This window comes from Lapidilactobacillus dextrinicus DSM 20335, assembly GCF_001436095.1.
Classification (GTDB): domain Bacteria; phylum Bacillota; class Bacilli; order Lactobacillales; family Lactobacillaceae; genus Lapidilactobacillus; species Lapidilactobacillus dextrinicus.
In genome coordinates this window covers 280,255-301,555 of the sequence record NZ_AYYK01000004.1, presented here as the reverse complement: position 1 = coordinate 301,555, position 21,301 = coordinate 280,255, and the positions used below count along the sequence as shown (strand labels likewise).

At 39.0% G+C, this 21,301-nt stretch carries 18 protein-coding genes and 2 tRNA genes; 15 read left to right on the top strand and 5 right to left on the bottom strand.

All coding sequences use genetic code 11. The annotated features are described in order from the left end of the window. Nucleotides 1–53: 53 nt before the first annotated feature. Both FC84_RS03585 and FC84_RS03580 read left to right on the top strand, forming a co-directional pair. Nucleotides 54–125 (top strand) — tRNA-Glu (locus FC84_RS03585). 5 nt (nucleotides 126–130) lie between these two features. Continuing rightward, nucleotides 131–203, top strand: a tRNA-Gln gene (locus FC84_RS03580). 65 nt (nucleotides 204–268) lie between these two features. Here FC84_RS03580 and FC84_RS03575 read toward each other — a convergent pair. Then, nucleotides 269–1,690 carry a DNA/RNA non-specific endonuclease gene (locus tag FC84_RS03575; protein WP_225733088.1) on the bottom strand — a complete coding sequence of 474 codons (1,422 nt, stop codon included), beginning with the start codon at nucleotides 1,688–1,690 and terminating at the stop codon, nucleotides 269–271. A 228-nt stretch (nucleotides 1,691–1,918) separates the two neighbouring features. Here FC84_RS03575 and FC84_RS03570 point away from each other — a divergent pair, with 228 nt between their 5' ends. The 4 genes from FC84_RS03570 (at nucleotide 1,919) to FC84_RS03555 (ending at nucleotide 6,376) form a co-directional block, all read left to right on the top strand. Next, on the top strand, nucleotides 1,919–2,347 hold the full coding sequence (locus FC84_RS03570; protein ID WP_057755598.1) for a VOC family protein: 429 nt from the start codon (nucleotides 1,919–1,921) through the stop codon (nucleotides 2,345–2,347). A gap of 219 nt (nucleotides 2,348–2,566) precedes the next feature. Continuing rightward, nucleotides 2,567–4,315: an ABC transporter ATP-binding protein gene (locus FC84_RS03565; RefSeq protein WP_057755596.1), complete on the top strand. Its 1,749-nt coding sequence runs from the start codon at nucleotides 2,567–2,569 to the stop codon at nucleotides 4,313–4,315. A 7-nt stretch (nucleotides 4,316–4,322) separates the two neighbouring features. Continuing rightward, the gene (locus FC84_RS03560) at nucleotides 4,323–6,041 is read left to right on the top strand and encodes an ABC transporter ATP-binding protein (protein WP_057756071.1); all 1,719 of its coding nucleotides are present in this window, start codon (nucleotides 4,323–4,325) and stop codon (nucleotides 6,039–6,041) included. A 98-nt stretch (nucleotides 6,042–6,139) separates the two neighbouring features. Beyond that, the gene (locus FC84_RS03555; RefSeq protein ID WP_057755594.1) at nucleotides 6,140–6,376 is read left to right on the top strand and encodes a DUF2187 family protein; all 237 of its coding nucleotides are present in this window, start codon (nucleotides 6,140–6,142) and stop codon (nucleotides 6,374–6,376) included. Nucleotides 6,377–6,431: 55 nt separating this feature from the next. Here the strand turns inward: FC84_RS03555 and spxB are convergent, their stop codons facing one another. Then, complete coding sequence (gene spxB, locus FC84_RS03550; protein ID WP_057755591.1) at nucleotides 6,432–8,168, bottom strand: pyruvate oxidase; 1,737 nt, start codon at nucleotides 8,166–8,168, stop codon at nucleotides 6,432–6,434. A gap of 204 nt (nucleotides 8,169–8,372) precedes the next feature. Between spxB and FC84_RS03545 the strand changes: the two genes are divergently transcribed. Both FC84_RS03545 and FC84_RS03540 read left to right on the top strand, forming a co-directional pair. After that, nucleotides 8,373–10,076 carry a M3 family oligoendopeptidase gene (locus FC84_RS03545; protein ID WP_057755588.1) on the top strand — a complete coding sequence of 568 codons (1,704 nt, stop codon included), beginning with the start codon at nucleotides 8,373–8,375 and terminating at the stop codon, nucleotides 10,074–10,076. 12 nt (nucleotides 10,077–10,088) lie between these two features. Then, nucleotides 10,089–10,772: a 2,3-bisphosphoglycerate-dependent phosphoglycerate mutase gene (locus FC84_RS03540; RefSeq protein ID WP_057755586.1), complete on the top strand. Its 684-nt coding sequence runs from the start codon at nucleotides 10,089–10,091 to the stop codon at nucleotides 10,770–10,772. A gap of 123 nt (nucleotides 10,773–10,895) precedes the next feature. On the opposite strand, the gene FC84_RS03535 is transcribed toward FC84_RS03540, so the two are convergent. From FC84_RS03535 to FC84_RS03525, 3 genes are all read right to left on the bottom strand, one after another. Beyond that, nucleotides 10,896–12,242 (bottom strand): C1 family peptidase, encoded by a 1,347-nt coding sequence (locus tag FC84_RS03535; protein ID WP_057755584.1) that lies wholly within the window; start codon nucleotides 12,240–12,242, stop codon nucleotides 10,896–10,898. A gap of 149 nt (nucleotides 12,243–12,391) precedes the next feature. Beyond that, entirely contained in the window at nucleotides 12,392–13,078 is a 687-nt protein-coding gene (gene rpiA, locus FC84_RS03530) for a ribose-5-phosphate isomerase RpiA (protein ID WP_057755581.1), read from the bottom strand. Beyond that, nucleotides 13,078–13,386, bottom strand: coding sequence for a GNAT family N-acetyltransferase (locus FC84_RS03525; RefSeq protein ID WP_083479515.1), 309 nt, complete (start codon nucleotides 13,384–13,386; stop codon nucleotides 13,078–13,080). The genes rpiA and FC84_RS03525 overlap by 1 nt, the downstream gene beginning before the upstream one ends. Nucleotides 13,387–13,638: 252 nt before the next feature. Here FC84_RS03525 and FC84_RS03520 point away from each other — a divergent pair, with 252 nt between their 5' ends. The 7 genes from FC84_RS03520 (at nucleotide 13,639) to rlmB (ending at nucleotide 21,267) form a co-directional block, all read left to right on the top strand. Next, nucleotides 13,639–14,175, top strand: coding sequence for a dCTP deaminase/dUTPase family protein (locus tag FC84_RS03520; RefSeq protein ID WP_057755575.1), 537 nt, complete (start codon nucleotides 13,639–13,641; stop codon nucleotides 14,173–14,175). 41 nt (nucleotides 14,176–14,216) lie between these two features. Next, entirely contained in the window at nucleotides 14,217–15,605 is a 1,389-nt protein-coding gene (gene radA, locus FC84_RS03515) for a DNA repair protein RadA (RefSeq protein WP_057755565.1), read from the top strand. A gap of 56 nt (nucleotides 15,606–15,661) precedes the next feature. Continuing rightward, nucleotides 15,662–16,816 (top strand): PIN/TRAM domain-containing protein, encoded by a 1,155-nt coding sequence (locus tag FC84_RS03510; RefSeq protein WP_057755563.1) that lies wholly within the window; start codon nucleotides 15,662–15,664, stop codon nucleotides 16,814–16,816. Between the two features lie 111 nt (nucleotides 16,817–16,927). Beyond that, nucleotides 16,928–18,418 carry a glutamate--tRNA ligase gene (gene gltX, locus FC84_RS03505; protein ID WP_057755561.1) on the top strand — a complete coding sequence of 497 codons (1,491 nt, stop codon included), beginning with the start codon at nucleotides 16,928–16,930 and terminating at the stop codon, nucleotides 18,416–18,418. A gap of 134 nt (nucleotides 18,419–18,552) precedes the next feature. After that, nucleotides 18,553–19,959 carry a cysteine--tRNA ligase gene (cysS, locus tag FC84_RS03500; protein ID WP_057755559.1) on the top strand — a complete coding sequence of 469 codons (1,407 nt, stop codon included), beginning with the start codon at nucleotides 18,553–18,555 and terminating at the stop codon, nucleotides 19,957–19,959. Next, the gene (locus tag FC84_RS03495; protein WP_057755557.1) at nucleotides 19,956–20,366 is read left to right on the top strand and encodes a Mini-ribonuclease 3; all 411 of its coding nucleotides are present in this window, start codon (nucleotides 19,956–19,958) and stop codon (nucleotides 20,364–20,366) included. The genes cysS and FC84_RS03495 overlap by 4 nt, the downstream gene beginning before the upstream one ends. Beyond that, nucleotides 20,353–21,267 carry a 23S rRNA (guanosine(2251)-2'-O)-methyltransferase RlmB gene (gene rlmB, locus FC84_RS03490; RefSeq protein ID WP_057755554.1) on the top strand — a complete coding sequence of 305 codons (915 nt, stop codon included), beginning with the start codon at nucleotides 20,353–20,355 and terminating at the stop codon, nucleotides 21,265–21,267. Before FC84_RS03495 ends, rlmB begins: the two co-directional genes overlap by 14 nt. Nucleotides 21,268–21,301 lie beyond the last annotated feature (34 nt).

Sequence of the window (21,301 nt, the reverse complement as noted above, 5' to 3'; positions counted from 1 at the left end):
TACTTGACGATTTTTTTGAGATACGTTAAACTATTTCTTGTGCTTATTAATATTGCCCGTTGGTCAAATGGTTAAGACGCCACCCTCTCAAGGTGGAGTTACGAGTTCGATTCTCGTACGGGTGATTCATTGGGATATAGCCAAATTGGTAAGGCGGTGGACTCTGAATCCATAATTTCTAGGTTCGAACCCTAGTATCCCAATAAATGTTAAAGATAAAAAGCAGTTAACCAATATTGGTTAGCTGCTTTTTGTTTATCTAAATATTCTAATATGGTCGGGCGTATTGATTGCCTCGACTAGCTCGGGCAAATCCTTGGTTATCGGCCTCTGATTGACTCATTAGTCGGTAATTACCTGGATTGGTGACTCGTGCATAATATTTATTACTGTTGGAAACATAGACTTGACCAGCAGGTGCAACTGTCCAGCCGCCGCTAACAGTAGGTGATGTAGCTGGCGTGGTAATTGGTGCTGTACTTGATGAAACAGCAGGTGCACTGTTTACAGTTGTTGAACTTGAAGAACTTGATTTTACAACCGGTGCAACACTTGAAGATGGTTTAGAACTGATTGCTGCGATTGTTTTATTAGAACCGTTGTTGTAATTAATGCTAATGCCCTCAACTGAGTTAACGACGACAATTTCTTTATTGATGATACCGTCTGAAGATTTAATATCGACGATTGAGCCCCGCGGAATTGTTTCACTGTTGTTATAAAGTGGGGTGGTCTCATAAGCGATTGTATTCTTGGTATTAGGGTGACTATCCCAATAATCTTCAGCAGTTTCTTCGGCATAACGCATGCCGCCATTTTGGTTAGCACCTACATTTTGGGGGCGTGTACCAGTGGTGAAATTATATTTAGAATCATATGAATCTGCACCTAGTAAACTGTCACCAATTGAGTGGCTACGATTGTATAGATAACCATGATAAGTCCGACCAGTTAAACTATAAGTAATAGCCACTTTAGGATTGGTATAAGGCCATGCAGGTGGTTCAAGTGGATCACCTTGCCGTGAGCCCTTTGATGACTCGTACTCTGAATAAGTTAAAATAGCCTTGGCAACGCCAGAACGGCCCTGACCATCTGCTGTGAACTTTTCTTCACCACTTTTAAGCCCATCAAATCCGGTGATTTTAGCGGCGCCATTTTCCCAATAATAATCTTTAGTAGGGCCAGCAGAGTGATTATTTGTCTCTTTCACTAGTTCAGCTAGTATTTCTTGATTGTTAGCACTTTTGACCTTGGCTTCACTAGCCTGTTTAGCTGCTAGTTCAGCGGCAGATTGCTTGGCAGCTGCTTCAGAAGAAGCAATAGCTTGAGATTGTGCGCTGGCTTTGGCACTTTTTAACGCTAATTGTTTAGCCTTAGTTTGACTGTTAGCACGTTTTCTTGAGCTAGCCAGTTCAGCAGACTTCTTAGCAGCTTGTTCACTAGCCATTGCCAAACTTGATGAACGAGCCTCTTCACGCTGATCAGCGGCTTTTTGCGCAGCTGTTTCAGTTTTTGGTGCGACGAAGACTAAGGCAATCATTGCAACAAATGTGGTTCCGATTTTTTTGAGACTAAACCATTTGCCCTTTTTACGCCCAAAAATCTTTTTAAATAGTAAGACGACTAATCCCACGACAGAGTAAAGAAATGCCAGAATAATCAACGTTATCAATAAATTATAAAACACAATATTCCTCCCCAATAATATTATTTAAAGCTACGATGATTGATTGACGATCAACAACGCAGCTTAATAAGTTTGTACCAAAACATGATTGATAACTTGTCTATTATAACAAAAAGATAAATGAGGCAAAATAATCGCTTGATTGAAATGCTATTGAGTTACAGTCGCGTACTTTGACAAATAAAACGTTTTCGTGAGACTATACGGGTGTAAAAGGGGGTGACAATAATGTCGACCATGGTTTTTGCTAATTTTCCGGTTCAAGATTTAAAAAAGGCGACGGCATTCTATGAAAAGTTAGGCTTTACGCAGAATAAAGAATTCTCAGATGAACACGCCGGTGGCATGATTTGGGACGATAACTTTTGGGTGATGCTATTAACGCCTGAGTTTTATCAAGGATTCATTGGTGATTGTCAAATCATTGATCCACATAAAATGAGTGGAGCGCTGGTGGCTTTTAGTTTACCAAGTGCAGAAGCTGTTCGTCAGTTTGGACAAGCCGCTCAAGATAATGGTGGTTCATATTATCTATCAAAACCAAATGCCGAGATTCCTGATGACGTGATGCTTGGTTATGAGGTTGTGGATCTAGATGGGAACATTTTAGAGCCTACTTGGATGGCGACACCGTCACAAGCACCGGAAATTAGTTAATAGTTAATATAGGTAAGTTTCAATACTTGAACAATTTTTAACAGTTAATGGATGAAATAAAGCAATTAAAAAATATCGACAAGGAAATGGTCAAACGTTTCCTTTTTTATATGTCATAGTTTTTATTTTTACTTAATTTATCAGATTAGGATCGGAATGATTTAGGAATTTTCTGAAAATGCGGTAAACTATTACTTAGAAGAAATTAGGGAGGATATTATGTGGAAGTTACGCCGGTTTTTAATTCCTTATCGACGCCAAGCAACATTAGGCGCACTCTTTAAGTTTATCGAAGTTGTTTGTGAGTTGTTATTACCTAGCTTAATGGCCATTATTGTTGATCAGGGGGTTAAAACTCGCAACACACATTTCGTCGTGCAACATGGTTTATTAATGATTGGAATGGCTATTTTTGGACTACTATCCGCGTCAGTATGCCAATATTTTGCGGCCCGTTCTGCACAAGGATACGGTACTGACTTACGTCGAAGTTTATTTGCTCATATCACCAAGTTGTCTTATCAACAGCAAGACGAGTTTGGCGCAGCAACCTTGACGACGCGTTTGACAAATGATGTTAATCAAATGCAATTATGGGTAGCAATGTCAATTCGACAAGTTTCGCGGGCACCATTTATGATTATTGGCTCTTTATTAATGGCCTTTATTATGGATCGTCATTTGGCACTTATTTTATTGATAGCAACGCCTATTTTAGGATTAGTTGTTTACTGGTTGACGACAAGGATGTCGCCACTTTACCGCCGTTATCAGAGTCAATTAGACCACTTATCTGCTGTTGTTAAAGAGAATCTTTCTGGTGTTCGGGTAATTCGTGCTTTTGCCAAAACTGATACAGAAACAGCTAAGTTTAATGATGCCAATACGCAGCAAACAGAGACTGGTTTGAGAATTGGTCGGCTGTCAGCTATTTATAATCCAATGACGGCAACAGTGGTTAATTTAATGACGATTGCGATTTTGTGGGCTAGTGGTAGTCGGATTAATTTAGGGACTTTAGATCAAGGTACGGTTTTAGCATTTATTAATTACGTTAATATGATCTTAGCTGCAGTATTAATGTTATCTAATTTAGTTATTTTATTAACTAAGGCGATGGCTTCTGCTGCTCGTGTTAACGAAATTATGGAAACTGAGCCGGCAATTGTTTCCGCAACAACGACAACCCAACAATTGGAAGAAAATCAGGACCCAATTTTGCAATATCAGGGTGTTTCCTTTTATGCTGATTCTGATCATGCTGATCAAAGTGATGCAATTTTAAAGGATATTAATTTTGTTGTTAACGATCAGGAAACAATCGGTATTATTGGCGGTACTGGTTCAGGTAAGTCAACTTTAATCAATCTTTTACCACGGTTGAAACAACTTTCAACAGGTGAAATTAAACTGTTTGGCCAATCAATTGCAGCATTATCACTGCCACAATTACGTCGTTTAATCAGTATTGTGCCGCAACATGTTGATCTTTTTTCTGGAACGATTGCTAGTAATTTACGTTTCGGCAATCCTGAGGCCACTGATCAAAATTTAACTGATGCCTTAGCAACTGCTCAAGCAACAGCATTTGTTGATCAACAAGCTTTAGGTCTTAATGCACCAGTTGAGCGTGATGGTCGTAACTTTTCTGGTGGACAACGGCAACGTATTGCAATTGCTCGAGCACTGGTTAAACAAGCACCTATTTTATTATTAGATGATGCCACCAGTGCGCTTGATTATTTGACCGAAGCCCATTTTCGGGAAGCGTTAAAGCAACAAGCATGGTTACGGGGAACTTTAATTATTTCACAGCGCGTGGGGACGGTCATGCACGCTGATCGTGTTCTAGTTCTTAAAAACGGTCGCGTTGTTGGCTTTGACAAGCATGAGGCTTTATTGAAAGATAATCATTATTATCAAGAGCTGGTTGCTAGTCAGTTAGATCAAGATGAGGCAGGTGAGTAGATTGGCAATGTTTAAACGACTATTTCAATATTTCGAACAAAAAACACAATTAATTGGCGCCACGTTATTAATTATTATTTCGGTAATTAGTAATTTATGGGCACCAGTCTTAGTAGGGCAAACCATTGATCAGTTGATTGGCCGTAATCAAGTTGATTTCCCACAGCTAACGCGGGATATTGTGTTATTAATCTTTGTTTATTTAGGGGGTAACCTCTCACTCTGGTTAGCAACTTGGTCAACCAATGAGATTGCTTATAAAGGTGTTAATCGACTGCGCCATGATTTGTTTGCTAAGCTTAATTATTTACCATTGCGTTTCTTTGATACACATCCGCATGGCGATGTTACCAGCCGTTTCGTTAATGATATTGAAACGATTTCTGATGGCGCCCTGCAAGGACTATTGATTTCGATTCAAGCTGTTTTCACAATTATCGGTTCAATTATTGTCATGTTTAATTTGGATTGGTTAATGGCGTTAATGGTTTTAATTACAGCACCGTTGTCTTATCTGACGGCCAAAGTTCTAACTCAAAAATCACATCATTATTTTAAACTGCAAGCTGATGATTTAGGTAGCTTGAATGGTTTTGCAGAAGAGTCAATTGCCGGCTTAAAAACGATCCAAGCATTTAGTCATGAAGAGCAAGCACAAACTGAGTTTGAAAACCGTAATCAACAACTTTATCAAACTGGTTTTTTGTCCCAGTTTATCGCATCGTTTGCCAACCCCACGGCTCGGTTTATTAATAACGTGATGTATGCTTTAATTGGGTTGACTGGTGGATTACGGGCCATTACCGGGCAAATTACAGTTGGTGAAATTTCCAGCTTTTTAATATTTGCAACGATTTTTGGTAAGCCATTCAGTGATTTGACGAATTTAACCAGTCAGTTCCAGTCAGCTTTTGCATCTGCTAAACGTATTTTTCATATTATTGATTTACCAGAAGAAGTTGCTGATCCAACAACACCTCGAGTTATTGAACAGGTGACAGGTAACATTGATTTTGAACAAGTTAAATTCGGCTATGAACCTAGTCAACATTTAATTGAGAATCTAAACTTGCACATTAAAGCTGGCCAACAGATTGCAATTGTTGGTGAAACAGGTGCAGGTAAGACAACTTTAATTAATTTATTAATGCGGTTCTACGACGTTACCGGTGGCGCAATTAAGTTAGATGGCATTGATATTCGGCAACTGACTCGAGAAAATTTACGTCGACAATACGGACTTGTCCTTCAAGAGACTTGGCTCTTTAGTGGGACCATTCGCGATAATATCGCTTTTGGTCGGCCTGATGCTAGCTTAGCGGAGATTAAAGAGGCCGCTCAAGAAAGTGGTGCTGCTGAATTTATTGATAAATTGCCAAAGGGTTATGACACCTTGTTAAATGCAGAGAACAATAATTTATCAATTGGTCAGCAGCAACTGTTAACGATCGCACGGGTCATGTTGGCTAACCCACCGATGTTAATTCTAGATGAAGCCACTAGTAATGTTGATACTTATACTGAAGCTAAGATTCAACAAGCCTTTAACCGTTTGACGCATGGGCGTACTAGTTTCGTGATTGCCCATCGTCTGTCGACTATTCGTCAAGCAGATTTAATTTTAGTCATGGATCATGGTAATGTCATTGAACAAGGGAACCATCGGCAGTTACTTGCTAAAAATGGTTATTACGCGCGGCTTTATCATAGTCAATTTGAAGATTAAACTAATGATTAGCTGCATTTAAGAAAGGCTGTTCATTGAGTTTTCCTAGAAAACATGGTATAACTTAGAAAGAAATTTTGATAAGGGAAGTTGATTAAATGGCACAAGAACCACAAACACCAGAAGAAGAAAAACCGGTATTTACTGTTGGGGAGAAAATCGCTGTCCGTAAAAGTGCAGAAGTGCCATTAAGCTTTAAGGGAACGGTTACAAAAGTATATGAAAATTCTGCATTAGTCTCAATTGACTCATATGAAGATAAATATGAAGAAGTTGTTGCTGACTTGCAGAACAAAACAGTTGTTGGCTTCAAACATATTCGTGCAGCAAAATAAACAAGAAAAAACGATTAGACAAATCATTTGTCTAATCGTTTTTTTGATAGCTTGACTAAGCTTGGTATTGTTTCAAAATTTGACTGAAAGGAATGAGATCGCTAGAATCATAAATTTGATTGAACTTAGAAATTTCTTCGGCACTGAATTTTTCGGGATCGATTCTTAATTGTTCAACAGGTAGTGGTCGTTCATCGGCAATTTTAACGTCAATTAGGACTGGTTCAGTAGCAGTTTTAGCGTAGTCAAAGGCTGCGACTAATTCGTCATGATTAGTGACTTTGAATCCTTTGACGCCAAAACCTTCAGCTACTTTTGCAAAGTCAACTGGGGCGATGTCAACGCCGTAGTGACTTTGGTGAGTATCATCTTGTTCGGCTTTGATAAAACCAAAGGAATCATTGCTCAAGACAACGTTAATAATTGGTAGATGATATTTAGCCATGGTAATCAGATCTTGAGCTACCATTGCCATGCCGCCATCACCACTAATTGTAAAGACTTGACGGTTAGGATAACTTAACTGAGCAGCTAAGCCAGCAGGTAGTCCGAAGCCCATGGTAGCAAACCAGCCTGATGTCTTGAAAATTTGTTTAGGATTCATATCAAGCAAGCGTAGACTATCAATCGTCACGTTACCAACGTCAATCATAAAAGCGGCGTCTTTTTTTGCAATCCGATTGATTTCTTTATAAACAGGCTCAACGCGTAGTGGTGTTTTAGTTGATTGAGCCATCTTATTGATCCAATCATGCCAGTTTTTATTATTAGCTAAGTTAGCCTGATACCATTTGGTCATGGGTTGTTCTTCACCACGCTCGATTAACTTTTCAAGAGTGGCTTTAACATCGGCTAGAATTGGTAAATCGACATGGTGACGTTTGCCAAACTCAGCTGAATTAATATCAACCTGGATAAAAGTGGCATCTGGCTTAAAGAAGTAATCGCCGAATGGATAATCACTGCCCATAAATAAGATTAAGTCAGCGTCTCCTAAAGCTTCAACGGCTGGTTTAGTTGCAACCCGACCAGCAGAAGCTAAATAAGCAGGATTACTATCTGGCACAATGCCTTTAGCTAAAGCAGAAGAAGCAATTGGTAATTTATACATTTCGGCAAACTTCTGAACTTCTTCTGAAGCGCCAGTAGCACCTAATCCAATATAAAGAATGGGGTGTTTAGCTGCTTTGATCAGCCGTAAGGTTTCATCAACATCATGGTCTGCAGGTTGCGGATAACTAATGCGATAATCGGCGGCTGTTGATTCAAAAGTGTCTGGAATATCTTGCCAACCTAGATCAACGGGAATTGTCACAACGGCAACACCTTTTGCTTGATAAGCACGACGAATAGCTTGATCAATCACCTTTGGCAATTGTTCAGCGGTCATAACGGTCCGATTGTAAACAGAGACATCAGCAAACATGGGATTCTCGTTCATTTCTTGGAAGTAATCCGTGTTCATGGTGTTAGTGGCAACTTGTCCAACAAGTGCTAAGACAGGAACGTGATCCATTTTGGCATCATAAAGGCCGTTGAATAGGTGGGTTGCACCAGGGCCAGCGGAACCAAAGGTAACGCCAATTTTGCCAGTTACTTTTGCATCTGCAGAGGCAGCAATTGCCCCAACTTCTTCATGACGAACTTGGATAAACTTAATTTTGTCACGTTGTGCAAATAAAGCATCCATTGTTGAATTAAATGAACCACCAGGAATGCCGTAAATATGATCGACACCCCAATCCTCAAGAACTTTGACCATGGCAATGCCAGACTTAATTGTTTCAACCATGATAATCCCTCCAATATCTTTTTAAATCTTCTTCAGTATAGGATTTGTTAAAAATAAAATGCAAACGTTTTTACTCGAGCGCCGATTTGGCGGCTTTTTGATTTAACTGGATTGTTATTAGGAAAGAGTGCGTCATTTTCTAAAATCAGCTATAATAGTTTAAGAATATCATCAAGTAAATTTGTCTACGATCGGAGTAATAAGATGACCGAGTTTTCCCAACTACCTTATCAACGTCCTAATTTTGAACGAGTGAAACATCAGTACCATCAGTTATTAACTGCTTTTCAAAGGGCTGATGATCCACTAACTGCAACTCAAGCGGCTTTACTATTAGCTGAGTTAAATGAGCGGGTAGCATCTCAGCAAATGCTGGCCACTATTCGCTTTAGTGTTAATACACTAGATGCTTTTTATAGTGGTGAAAATGATTACTGGAATGATTATGGTCCTAAATATGATGAATTAGTTGCTGACTATTACCGGGTACTAGTTGCATCACCGTTCCAAGCAGAGCTTAAACAAATTTTCCCGGAAACTTTGTTTAAGATTGCAGCTAATCAAGTTAAGACTTTTTCAGCGCAGAATATTCCCTTACAACAAGCTGAAAACAAGTTAACAAGTCGTTATGCGAAATTGATTGCTACTGCAGAAATTGATTTTGCGGGTGAAACTTACACTTTGCCGCAAATGAATAAGTTTAGTAGTGATCGCGATCGCACTAAACGTCAGGCTGCTGCTCAAGCAACAACGGCTTGGTATGTTGAACATGAGGCTGAATTTGATGAGATTTACGATCAAATGGTTAAGGTCCGGACGGAAATGGCTCATAATTTAAACTACCGCGATTATGCTGCAATGAGTTTAGATTTGATGAACCGATTTGATTATGGTGAAGCAGAAATTGCAGCTTACCGCAAACAAATTCGTGAACAAGTAGTCCCAGTTGTAACGCAACTTCATCAACGGCAAGCTAAACGATTAGGTTTAAGGCAGCTGGCTTTCTTTGATGAGAATTTTGCATTTCCAAGTGGTAATGCTGTTCCTTCAGGTAATGCGGAAGCCTTAGTTGCTCAAGCCAACGAGTTTTATCATGAATTGTCGCCTCAAACTGGCGACTTCTTCCAGATGATGATCGATCGGCATAACTTAGATTTAATCAGTCAGCATGGTAAGCAAAGTGGCGGTTACTGTGAGTTTATTCCAGAATTTGAAACACCATTTATTTTTGCTAATTTTAACGGTACTTCTGGCGATGTGGATGTTTTAACTCATGAAGCAGGTCATGCTTTTCAAGCATATCAAGCTCGGGACACGAATGCTTGGAAGTGTATTTTCCCAACTAATGAAGGTGCAGAAATCTTCTCCATGAGCATGGAGTTTATTGCGTATCCATGGCTAGATAAATTCTTTGGTCAGCAAACAACCAAATATAAATATGACCATTTAGCAAGTGCATTAACTTTCTTGCCATATGGTGCTTTAGTTGATCATTTCCAAACAGAAGTTTATCAACATCCGGAGATGACACCTGAAGAGCGCAAAGCAACTTGGCGACGTTTAGAAAAAATGTATTTACCTGATCGAGATTATACCGAGATTCCTGAATTAGATCGTGGTTTATATTGGTACCGGCAAAGCCATATTTTTGAAGTGCCTTTCTATTATATTGATTATACGTTGGCTCAGGTGGTTGCTTTTGAATTCTGGCAACGATTTAATCTGGATCATGATCAGAATGCTTGGTCAGATTATCTGACAATGGCAGAAGCGGGTGGCAAACAAACTTTCACGCAGCTGATTGAGCTCGGTCACTTACAAAGTCCTTTTGCGCCTGGGACAATTGAGACCGTGGTTGCAAAAATTAATCAGCAGCTTGCCAGTATCAGTGAAGAACAGTTAGGTTAAAGAGGGTTTATTGTGGTTAAATTAGTTTTAGTGCGCCATGGTGAAAGTACAGCCAATGCTGATAATGAATACACTGGTTGGAATGATGTAGATTTAACAAAACGAGGTGTTAATCAAGCTCATGAAGCTGCCCAGCTGTTGGCAAAGATTGACTTTCAACCAACAGCCGTTCATACTTCTGTTTTAATCAGAGCGATTAAAACGGCAAATATTATTTGTGACGATTTAAATTGGCTCTATTTACCAATCTATAAAACTTGGCGTTTAAATGAGCGCCATTATGGTGCCTTACGTGGTCATAATAAAGATGATTCACGACAAGAATATGGTAAACATCAAGTGGCTTTATGGCGGCGTAGTTATACGGCAGTGCCGCCAGCGTTGCCTCAGCCTGACCATGATCGGCGCTATGCTCATTTAGATCCACGCAGTGTGCCGTTGGCTGAAAGTTTAGCAATGGCTAGCAAACGGGTTATGCCATATTTTCAAGATCAGATTGCCCCTGAACTTTTAAATGGGCATGACCAATTAATTGTGGCCCATGGTAGTACTTTGCGAGCTTTATTGAAGTACCTAGAGGCCATTGCTGACGATCAAATTGATGGCGTTGAAGTCGATAACGGCGAACCGATTGTCTATGAATATGATGAGCATTTAAAGATTATTAACAAAACAATTCTAACCAGTTCAATTTAATTAATCACTTAACCTGCAGAAATGCAGGTTTTTTTATACCTAATTTTAAAAGTTTATCAGTAACTAAAAAAATCCGTTCACAGCAACGAAGTGTTGTGGACGGATTTAGAATGCGTGATTAAATTAAAGTGCTAAGGCACCCATTGGATCCCATGGTTTTAAGACAGTTGGCTTGTCTTTTTCAGCTGCGATAACTTGAAGCTGTTCTTCAGAAAGAAACTTCTTATTAATTACAACTTGATAAACATATTCGTCAAACCAAGCGTCACTCATGATGAAGTAACCTTTAAAGTTACCTGCTTTTTCGCCCCATGAATTTTCTACTTTCCACTTGGTTGGTTTGCCATCAACTAAATCTACACCGGTTAGGACCATGGCGTGTGTCATTAAACTTTCGCCGTAGTCTAAACGTTGAGCCTTAGTTAAGGATAAATCAACGCCTAGAAGGTCATCTTTTTGGTAGACGTCGGTGGCCATGATGCCCTCTTTACGATCAGAAGACTTACCAACATCAGAACCAAACCAAACTGTTTCACCAGCTTGTAATTGTTTAACAGCTAAAGCTTTAAAATCATCAATTTTCAAGTTCATGTGGCGAACTTGGCGACCGCCAACCACGTTGCCTAATAAGTCAACGGTATAAACATGGTTATATGGCTTATCATCAGTAGGAGAGTTAATCATTGAAAGATAGTTTTCCAAATCCATGCCGACATATTTGTCGTAGAATGATTTTGGTGTTAAATCTCTTTCAATGTGGTATTGATGATTGTTATCAGTATATTCCCAATCAAATTTAACTGGTGGCTCACCTAAAGTAAAGACTAAAATACGGTAAACGTCATCTAACATTGCTTCTTTAGCAGTTGCGATTTCATCAGCTGACTTGTCATCAGCAACTAATTGCCGTAATTCAACTGCATCTTGACGAAGCTTAGTATTTAAAGTTGCGTTTAATTCAGAAGAACGTGAACTATTATAAGTTTCTGGCATAACTGACTTTGGCACTAAGCCATATTTTTCAATTAAGGCGCACAACATATCCCATTGGCCACCATCTTGTTGTGGTGTTGCCATTAAGAAATCAACTTTACGGTCGCCTAACGGTAAATTAGCCGTTTCAATTACGTTTTCTAAGAAAAAGTTTGATTTTTCAAATTTATCCCAGAAATTAGTATAATTTTGTGATAGTTCAAAACCCTTAAGTTCAAACTTATCCTGAAGGGGATGGCGCATTGTATTTAATGCGGCAAACATCCAGCAACGGCCAGATTGTTTCTGGTTGGCAACGTCGCCAGTTTGAATTTCAACTGAGAAGTTCGGGGTCATGGCGATATCAGCGCCAAGATTACGACTTGAAGCATCGATACCGTTATGGGCAACAGTATTAGCGATAGCATTTGATTTAGCTGATTCAGCAAAATCTTGCGCAAACTTTTCAATGTTTGCATTAGTAATTTCTTTACTCATGGTGTACCTCCAAATTCTAATCGTTACAAATAATATCCTAACGCTTTTGTGAGAATTAGTCTAATTATTTTTTAATAAAGTTAGTAAGTTGAGAACTAAATTCTCATTTAATCATCTAAAATTGCCATTTTAGCAGCAGCTATTAGCAATTACCGAGGCGCGTTGATAATTTCAACGCCGCTTTCTTTACCGATCACAACTTGATTAACAAGATCTAAGAACAAGCCATGCTCCACGATACCTGTTTGATGATCAAGCCAATCGGCAAGAATGTGGGGATGTTCAATTGTGCCAACATGTAAGTCAATAACAAAATTCTTATTATGTGTGCGCACGCGTTGACCATCTTCTGTTAGGCGAAATTCAGGATGAAGATTTTCAGCAGTGAGGCGTTGATAGACTTTCTCAGAGCCAAAGGGAATTACTTCCAGTGGTAATGGGAAGGCGCCTAAAGTTTTAACCATTTTACTTTGGTCAACGATCCAAATATTACGTTTTGAATTGATGGCCACAATTTTTTCTAATAAATGGGCAGCGCCACCGCCTTTAATACCTTGGAAGTGCTCATCAATTTCATCGGCGCCATCGATGGTAAGGTCTAGAGGTGGTGCGTCATTGATATCAATGACTTTAATACCTAAATCACTGGCTTGTTTAGCAGTTCTTGAAGATGTAGAGACGGTCGTAATGTGTAAGTTTTCTTCACGGACGCGTTTAGCAACAGCTTCAACTAAGTAAAAAACAGTGGAGCCAGTACCAAGACCAAGCATCATCCCATCCTCAACGAATTTAGCTGCTTCATCTGCAGCGGCTTTCTTTAATTGGTTAATATCCATTAATATTTTTCTCCTTCAGGATTGTGATAATAAACATCAGCATACTCAGGTTTAGTTTCAAAAGCTTTATGAGCATACGAGCAAAGCGGTAAAATTTGTTTGTGGTCAGCTCGAGCTTTATTAACCACAGCTTTAACTAATTGACCGGCGACGCCTTGGCCGCGTAGAGATGGATCAACAAAAGTGTGATCTAAAATGTAAATGGGTTTATCTGTTGCTGTTTGAAATGTCACTTCGGCAACCAGCTTTTGCTGATCATCTAATTTGAAAAATCTGCCAGGTTCATATTGGAATTCCATTTTTTTCATCCTTTCATCTCGTTGTTTTGATATAAAATCTCAATGCTTATATTCTACCGTAAAAATTAGTCAACGACCATTGATTGACTAAATAATTCCAACTAATTGATCGATTCAAAATTAACGTGATATGTCGTTACTAGCAAAATTAAGGACAGATTAAACTTTAATTGAATTTATGATAAATTCACTAAAAATGTCGTATTTAAACAGGGAAATAAGGTATGATTAATTGTAATAGAAAGAGAGGTTGGATAAAGCGTGTTAAGGGGTTTTGAAGTTGTTTCAAAGTATGCTGATCAGAAATTGAGTTTGCCACAAAGACAAACCAAAAATGCAGCAGGTTATGATTTTTTTGCGGCAGAGGATTTTGTTTTACCATCAATTTGGAAGTTACATTTCGTTAAGCTCTTTCGTAGGATTAACAACGATCATGAGTTAACGAATAAAGATTTCATAAAGGTAGAATCAACAATTCGGCCATTATTAGTCCCAACAGGAATTAAGGCTAAAATGGCTGATGATGAAGTTTTAATGTTGGTCAACCGTTCAAGTAATCCACTTAAACGATTCTTAGTATTACCTAATGGTGTTGGCGTGGTTGATGCGGATTATTATAACAATGAAGCCAATGAAGGTGAGATTTTCTTCCAATTGGTGAATCTAGGACCTAAAGACCTGCTCATAAAAAAAGGAGAGCGTATAGGTCAAGGTATCTTTATGAAATATTTGACTGCAGATAACGAAGTACCAGTAACTTCACAACGTGTTGGTGGTTTTGGTTCATCTGGTAAGTAAGGATCACACCTTTATAATCGATTTAGAGAAAGGAGATTTCTTTGGCTAAAGCAAAAACACAATACGTTTGTCAAAATTGTGGCTACACTTCACCAACTAACTTTGGTCGTTGCCCGAATTGCGGTGCTTGGAATCAAATGGTTGAAGAAGTGGTGGCACCAGTCAATACCAAGGCCACACCTAGTCGCCGTCAAGATGGCAACAGCCATGCGCCACAATTGTTAAATGAAGTGAACATGCAGCCAGAACCGCGTGTCAAAACCGATTTAGAAGAATTAAATCGCGTTTTAGGCGGTGGGATTGTTCCGGGATCATTGATTTTAATCGGTGGCGATCCGGGGATTGGTAAATCGACACTGTTATTACAGGTTTCGGGGCAGTTGCAAAAAACTGGCGAAAAAGTATTGTACATCTCTGGTGAAGAAAGCGCTTCGCAGATTAAATTGCGAGCATCGCGCCTAAATGTTAAAGGTGATAAACTATACTTATATCCAGAAACAAATATGGCAACTATTCGGGAAACAATTGCTGAACTTGATCCTAAGTACATTATCATTGATTCAGTTCAAACAATGAACGAACCAGAATTAAGCTCAGTTGTGGGTAGTGTTTCACAGATTCGTGAAATCACAGCCGAGTTAATGAAAATTGCCAAAAATGAACAACGAACAATTTTTGTAGTTGGACATGTGACTAAGGATGGCGCAATCGCTGGTCCTAAAGTTTTGGAACATATGGTGGATACTGTTTTATATTTCGAAGGCGATACACATCACAGTTACCGTATTTTACGTTCAGTTAAGAATCGCTTTGGTTCAACAAATGAAATTGGTATTTTTGAAATGCGCACCGATGGCTTACAAGAAGTGGCCAATCCTTCTGAGATTTTCTTAGAAGAACGATTAGCTGGTGCCACAGGTTCTGCAGTGGTGGTTTCTATGGAGGGGACTCGACCTATTTTAGTCGAAATTCAGGCATTATTAGCACCAAGTATGTTTGGTAATGCCAAGCGAACTTCTACGGGAATTGATCATAATAAAGTGGCTTTGATCATGGCAGTTTTGGAGAAGCGTGCTAATTTAATGCTACAAAACCAAGATGCTTATCTAAAGGCAACTGGTGGCGTTAAGTTAAACGAACCTGCCATTGATCTGGCAACAGCATTAGCCATTGCTTCTAGTTATAAGGATAAAGAAATTGCACCAGATGATTGTTTTATCGGTGAAATTGGTTTGACTGGCGAAATTCGTCGGGTTAATCGAATTGATCAACGCTTAAGCGAAGCAGCAAAGTTAGGTTTTAGACGTGCGTTTATCCCTAAAAACAATCTGTCCGGTGTCAAAATTCCTCAAGGTTTAACAGTAATTGGCTTAACAACTATTGGAGAAGCGATTCAAAAAGTTTTTAAAGGTGCCAAAAAGCTTAGTTAAAGCTGCTGACAGTTATTAAACTAAGAAACACTTGAATTTGAAGGGAGGTGAAATTAATGAAGAGAAAATTAAGTAGAAAATCGATTGGGCGCATTATTTTCGTGATTACCGGGTTAGCTATTGGGTACTCAGTGTTACCGACACTCTGGTTTATCTTACGGCTTGCTAATGTGACTTGGTTGAATTTTCCCGTAACTAATGCTTTACTGGGGGCGCTTATTTTTTACCTGCTATCATTCGTTTTTCTTGACCCCATTTTGAGTGTGTTACGCAAAGCTGAAAAGACGTTATTGAATATTAGTCCCACTAAGCTCTTGTTTGGTTCATTGTTTCTACTTGTTGGCTTAATTTTAGCTAATGTGATTGCGATTCCACTTTACCGAATTAATGTTTTTGTCATTAGTACCATTTTGCCAGTTGTTTTAATGATTGTGTTAGGTTATCTTGGTTTTAGAATTGGGATTACCCAAACAGATGATTGGCGGAAGTTATTTAAAACACGACGCAGTAATGATGTTGAGAATTTAATTTATGATCGGAAACCAGATGATAACTTTCATAAATATAAAATTTTAGATACTAGTGTCATTATTGATGGCCGAATTCATGACATTGTTAAAACTGGCTTTATTGAAGGCGTCTTGCTGGTACCAGTTTTTGTTGTTCATGAATTGCAATTGATTTCTGATTCGTCTGATAGTCTGAAACGGGCTCGTGGTCGCCGTGGGTTAGACATTCTAAACGACATGAAAAGCGATCCGGAGATCAAAATTGAAAACTATGATGGTGATTTTGACGATTTAACAGAAGTTGATAGTAAGTTATTGAAGTTAGCCAAAATTATTGATGGTATTGTGGTAACTAACGATTTTAACTTAAGCAAAGTTTCAGAATTCCAAAATGTGCCGGTTTTAAATATTAATCAGTTAGCTAATACGTTAAAACCAGCTGTATTACCTGGTGAAACAATGGATGTGACCGTTGTGAAGTCTGGTACCGAACGTCAGCAAGGGGTGGCTTATCTGGAAGATGGCACGATGGTTGTTGTTGAAGATGGCCAGTACTATCTTAATAAACGACTGACTGTTGTTATTACTAGTGCTTTACAAACGGCGGCTGGTCGGATGATTTTTGCTCGACCACAACATGCACAAAAGGGCATTACTAATGAAGATAAAGTCAAAAAAGAAGAGAGTAAATCACAAAAATAAGCCGATCTTAATTGAATAATTGGTTTTATGTTGTGTTTACTTGTTTTATGATGACAAAATCGGTAAACTTAAACTTGATATTTTTTATTGATAAAGGGAGTTTTTTCGATCATGGCAAATGAAGAGATTCGGGTTCGTTATGCACCAAGTCCAACAGGACATCTGCATATTGGCAATGCACGAACAGCATTGTTCAATTATTTATTCGCACGTCATATGAAAGGCAAGTTCATTATCCGAATTGAGGATACTGATACGAAGCGGAATATGGAAGGCGGCGAGCAGAGTCAGTTGGAGAACTTAGACTGGCTCGGCATGGATTGGGATGAAGGCCCAGATGTTGGCGGCGATTATGGTCCTTATCGTCAATCTGAACGCATGTCTATTTATCTACCGTTGATTCAACAATTAGTTGATCGCGGCTTGGCTTATGAATCTTACAAGACAGAAGAGGAATTGGAAGCAGAACGTGAAAAACAACGTGCTAACAGTGAAATGCCTCATTATGTATACGAATATGCTGGTTTAACTGAAGAAGAAAAGCAGGCTAAAATTGCTGAAGCTAAAGCTAAAGGTTTGCAACCAGTTATTCGTTTTCATGTGCCAGAAAACCACACTTATAAGTTTGATGATTTAGTTAAGGGACCAATTAGCTTTGATTCAGAAAGTGTCGGGGGCGACTTTGTCATTCAAAAACGTGATGGTATGCCAACTTACAACTTCGCCGTTGTGGTTGACGATCATATGATGAAGATCAGTCATGTTTTACGTGGTGATGATCATATTGCCAACACGCCTAAACAATTGATGATTTATGAAGCTTTTGGTTGGACACCACCAACATTTGGTCACATGACCTTAATTATCAATACTGAAACAGGTAAGAAGTTAAGTAAACGTGATGAGAGCGTCTTACAATTCATCGAACAATATCGGGAATTAGGTTATTTACCAGATGCAATGTTTAACTTTATTGCGTTGTTAGGTTGGTCACCAGTTGGCACTAACGAAATCTTTACTCGTAAAGAATTAATCAAAGCGTTCGATCCTAAACGTTTGAGTAAATCACCTGCTTCATTTGACGGTAAGAAGTTGGAATGGGTTAATAACCAATACGTCAAGAAGACGGATAGCAGTGTGATTGCTGATTTGAGTTTGTATGAATTAATTAAGGCTGGTCGTATTCCTGCAGATCCAACACCTAATGAGATTGAATGGGCTCGTCAGTTAGTAGCACTATACAAAGATCAAATGAGTTATGCTGCTCAAATCGTTGAACTATCTGATATTTTCTTCAATCAGCCAGAACAACTTGAGGAAGCAGCGATGCAAGAATTAGCAGATGATGATGCTTTGGCGGTTTTAAATACATTCCGCGCAGGCATTAGCAATATCTCTCAATTTACAGCTGTTCAAATCATGAAAGTTGTTCAAGAGGTTCGTCAAGAAACTGGCGTTAAAGGTCGCAAGCTTTATATGCCAATTCGAATTGCAACAACGCGCTCAATGCACGGTCCACAATTAGGTGAATCTGTTGAATTATTAGGCCGCGAAAAAGCCTTGCATCATATTGATGAAACATTAGCACAAATGAAAGCTTAATCTATGTTACAATAGCTCAAGAATAGCGTTTAGCTAGTTCTTGAGCTTTTTGTTATCATGTGCTAGCGGACGAATATTAATTTGTGTTGTTTAGCTTTATTAAGATGACATTATAAATATAGGAGGGGTCCTAGTTGTTACAAGTCTACAACACCATGACGCGACAAATGGAGCCGTTTAAAACAATTGAGCCAGATGTGGTTAAAATGTACGTCTGTGGTCCGACTGTTTATAATTATATTCATATTGGTAATGCGCGTAGTGCCGTTGCCTTTGATACCATCAGAAGATATTTAGAATTTTGCGGTTATCGAGTTGATTACATTTCTAATTTTACTGATATTGGTGATAAATTAACCCGGACTTCTGCCAGTGAAAATATTAGTGTTGCTGCTGTCGCTGCTAAATATATTGCTTACTTTGATGAGGATACGGCGGCCTTAAATATTAAACCGGCGACTTTCCATCCTCGCGCAACAGATAATATTCCTGATATTATTAGCTTTATTGAGGACTTAATCGCTAAGGGTTATGCCTATGAATCAGAAGGCGATGTTTATTTCCGTGCGCGTCGTTTTAAAGATTATGGCGAATTATCACATCAATCTTTAGATCGTTTAGAAGTTGGTGCTAGTGAACGAACTGCTGATGAAGAGACTGCACGCAAAGAAGATCCCATTGATTTTGCACTTTGGAAGGGTCAAAAAGCCGACGAAGTTGCCTGGGATTCGCCATGGGGTGCTGGATCGCCGGGTTGGCATATTGAATGTTCAGTCATGTCCGGTAAATATTTAGGTGAAACGATTGATATTCACGGTGGTGGTGAAGATTTAGCGTTTCCACATCATGAAAATGAAATTGCACAAAGCGAAGCTCATACAGGTAAAAAATTCGTCAATTATTGGTTGCATAATGGTTTTGTCACGATTGGTAATGACGACGAGAAAATGAGTAAGTCATTGGGTAATTTTATTACCGCTCACGAGGCATTACAGAAGTTTGATCATCAAGCCTTACGCTTCTTTATGTCAGCAACACATTATCGCCGACCAATTCGTTACACCGAAGCAGCTATTGAAGAAGCACAAAATGAAGTGCAACGTTTCAAAATTGCGCGTGCCAATTTATTGTACCGTCGTAAAGATAGTCAGGCTGGTTCTGATGCTAAGATAACAGCATTGGTGGCTGATTATCGGAAGAAGTTTATCACAGCAATGGATGACGATTTCAACGTGCAAAATGGCTTAGCCGTTGTTCATGAATTTGTTGGTGAGATGAATCAATATGCTGTTGCAGAAGCAGTTCATTTAGATAGTTTGATTGACTTAGTTCAGCAATTAGAAGCATTTTTATTAATTTTTGGTGTAGATTTAACCGTTACTGAAAGTCTGGATAGTGATGTGGCTGATTTAATCGTGCAACGCGATGCCGCACGAGCTAACAAGGATTATGCAACGAGTGATGCTATTCGCGATGAGTTAGCCCAACGTGGCGTTGTTTTAGAAGATACACCACAAGGAACGAGGTGGCGTTTAAAATGAGTTCATTGGCTGATCAACTAAACGGGATTGCCCTTGCTTATTTAGGCGATGGTGTTTATGAAGTTTTTGTTCGCGAGCATTTATTAGCCAAGGGCGTTACGCGTCCTAATCAATTGCAGAAACAAGCTGTGGCATTTGTCTCCGCAAAATCTCAAGCAAAGCTCATTCAAAAGTTGCAAGACGAAGAACGTTTAACTGAACGTGAATTGCTTTTTTATCATCGTGGTCGAAACGCTAAGAGTTACACCAAAGCTAAGCATACTGATGTTATCACTTATCGCATGTCAACTGGTTTTGAAGCCGTTTTTGGTTCACTTAAGTTAGATGGACAAGAGCAGCGAATTAGCGAATTGGCGCAATGGTGTATCGCAGAAATTGAAAAGGAGCACACAGATGGCATTTCATAAAAAGTTTACTGATAATAATCGTGACCGCCAAAATAAACGATCTAACAATCGTAAAAAATCTGACGGTTATGATAAAAAAAGTGCGCGACCTCATAAGCAAGACTTTCATAATAAAGACTCTGAAAACACAGTGGAAAATGATGGCGAATTTGTTTACGGTAAGCATGCGGCACTTGAGTTTATTGCCGGTGGGGATGTTAAAACCGTTAATAAAATTTTCCTACAAAATGGATTACGTGGTGATCTAGCTAATACTGTGCAAAAATTTGCGCGAGATCATCATTTAGTTTTGCAAGAAGTACCTAAGGCTAAACTTGATGACTTAACTGATGAAGCCAATCATCAAGGCGTTCTACTAACGCTTTCGCCTTATCAATATGTTGAAGTTGCAGATATTTTAGCCAAAGCCAAAGCAGCCGATGAAGATCCATTATTACTAATTTTAGATAATTTAAATGATCCCCACAATTTGGGTTCTATATTAAGAACAGCCGATGCTGTTGGAGTTCATGGTGTTATCATTCCTAAACGGCGAGCTGTTGGTGTAACTGGGGTTGTTGCTAAGACTGCTGCTGGTGCGTTGGAACATGTTGATGTTGCACGTGTGACTAATTTGGCTGATACGATTGATCAACTTAAAGAAGCCGGGGTTTGGGTTTTTGGAACCGCCATGTCCGGTGAAGACTATCGTGGTTGGAATAGTACGGGCCCTCTTGCTTTAGTTATTGGTAATGAGGGTAAAGGTATTTCGACTTTAGTAGCTAAAAAAGTTGACGGGATGGTAACAATTCCAATGATTGGTCATGTACAAAGCTTAAACGCTAGTGTAGCAACGTCAATTTTGCTTTATCACATTTTTGATCAACGTCATCCTCGTGCTACAAAGGTGGATGCTGAATAAAATCTGTATATAATAATAAAAATTTCTCGCAGAA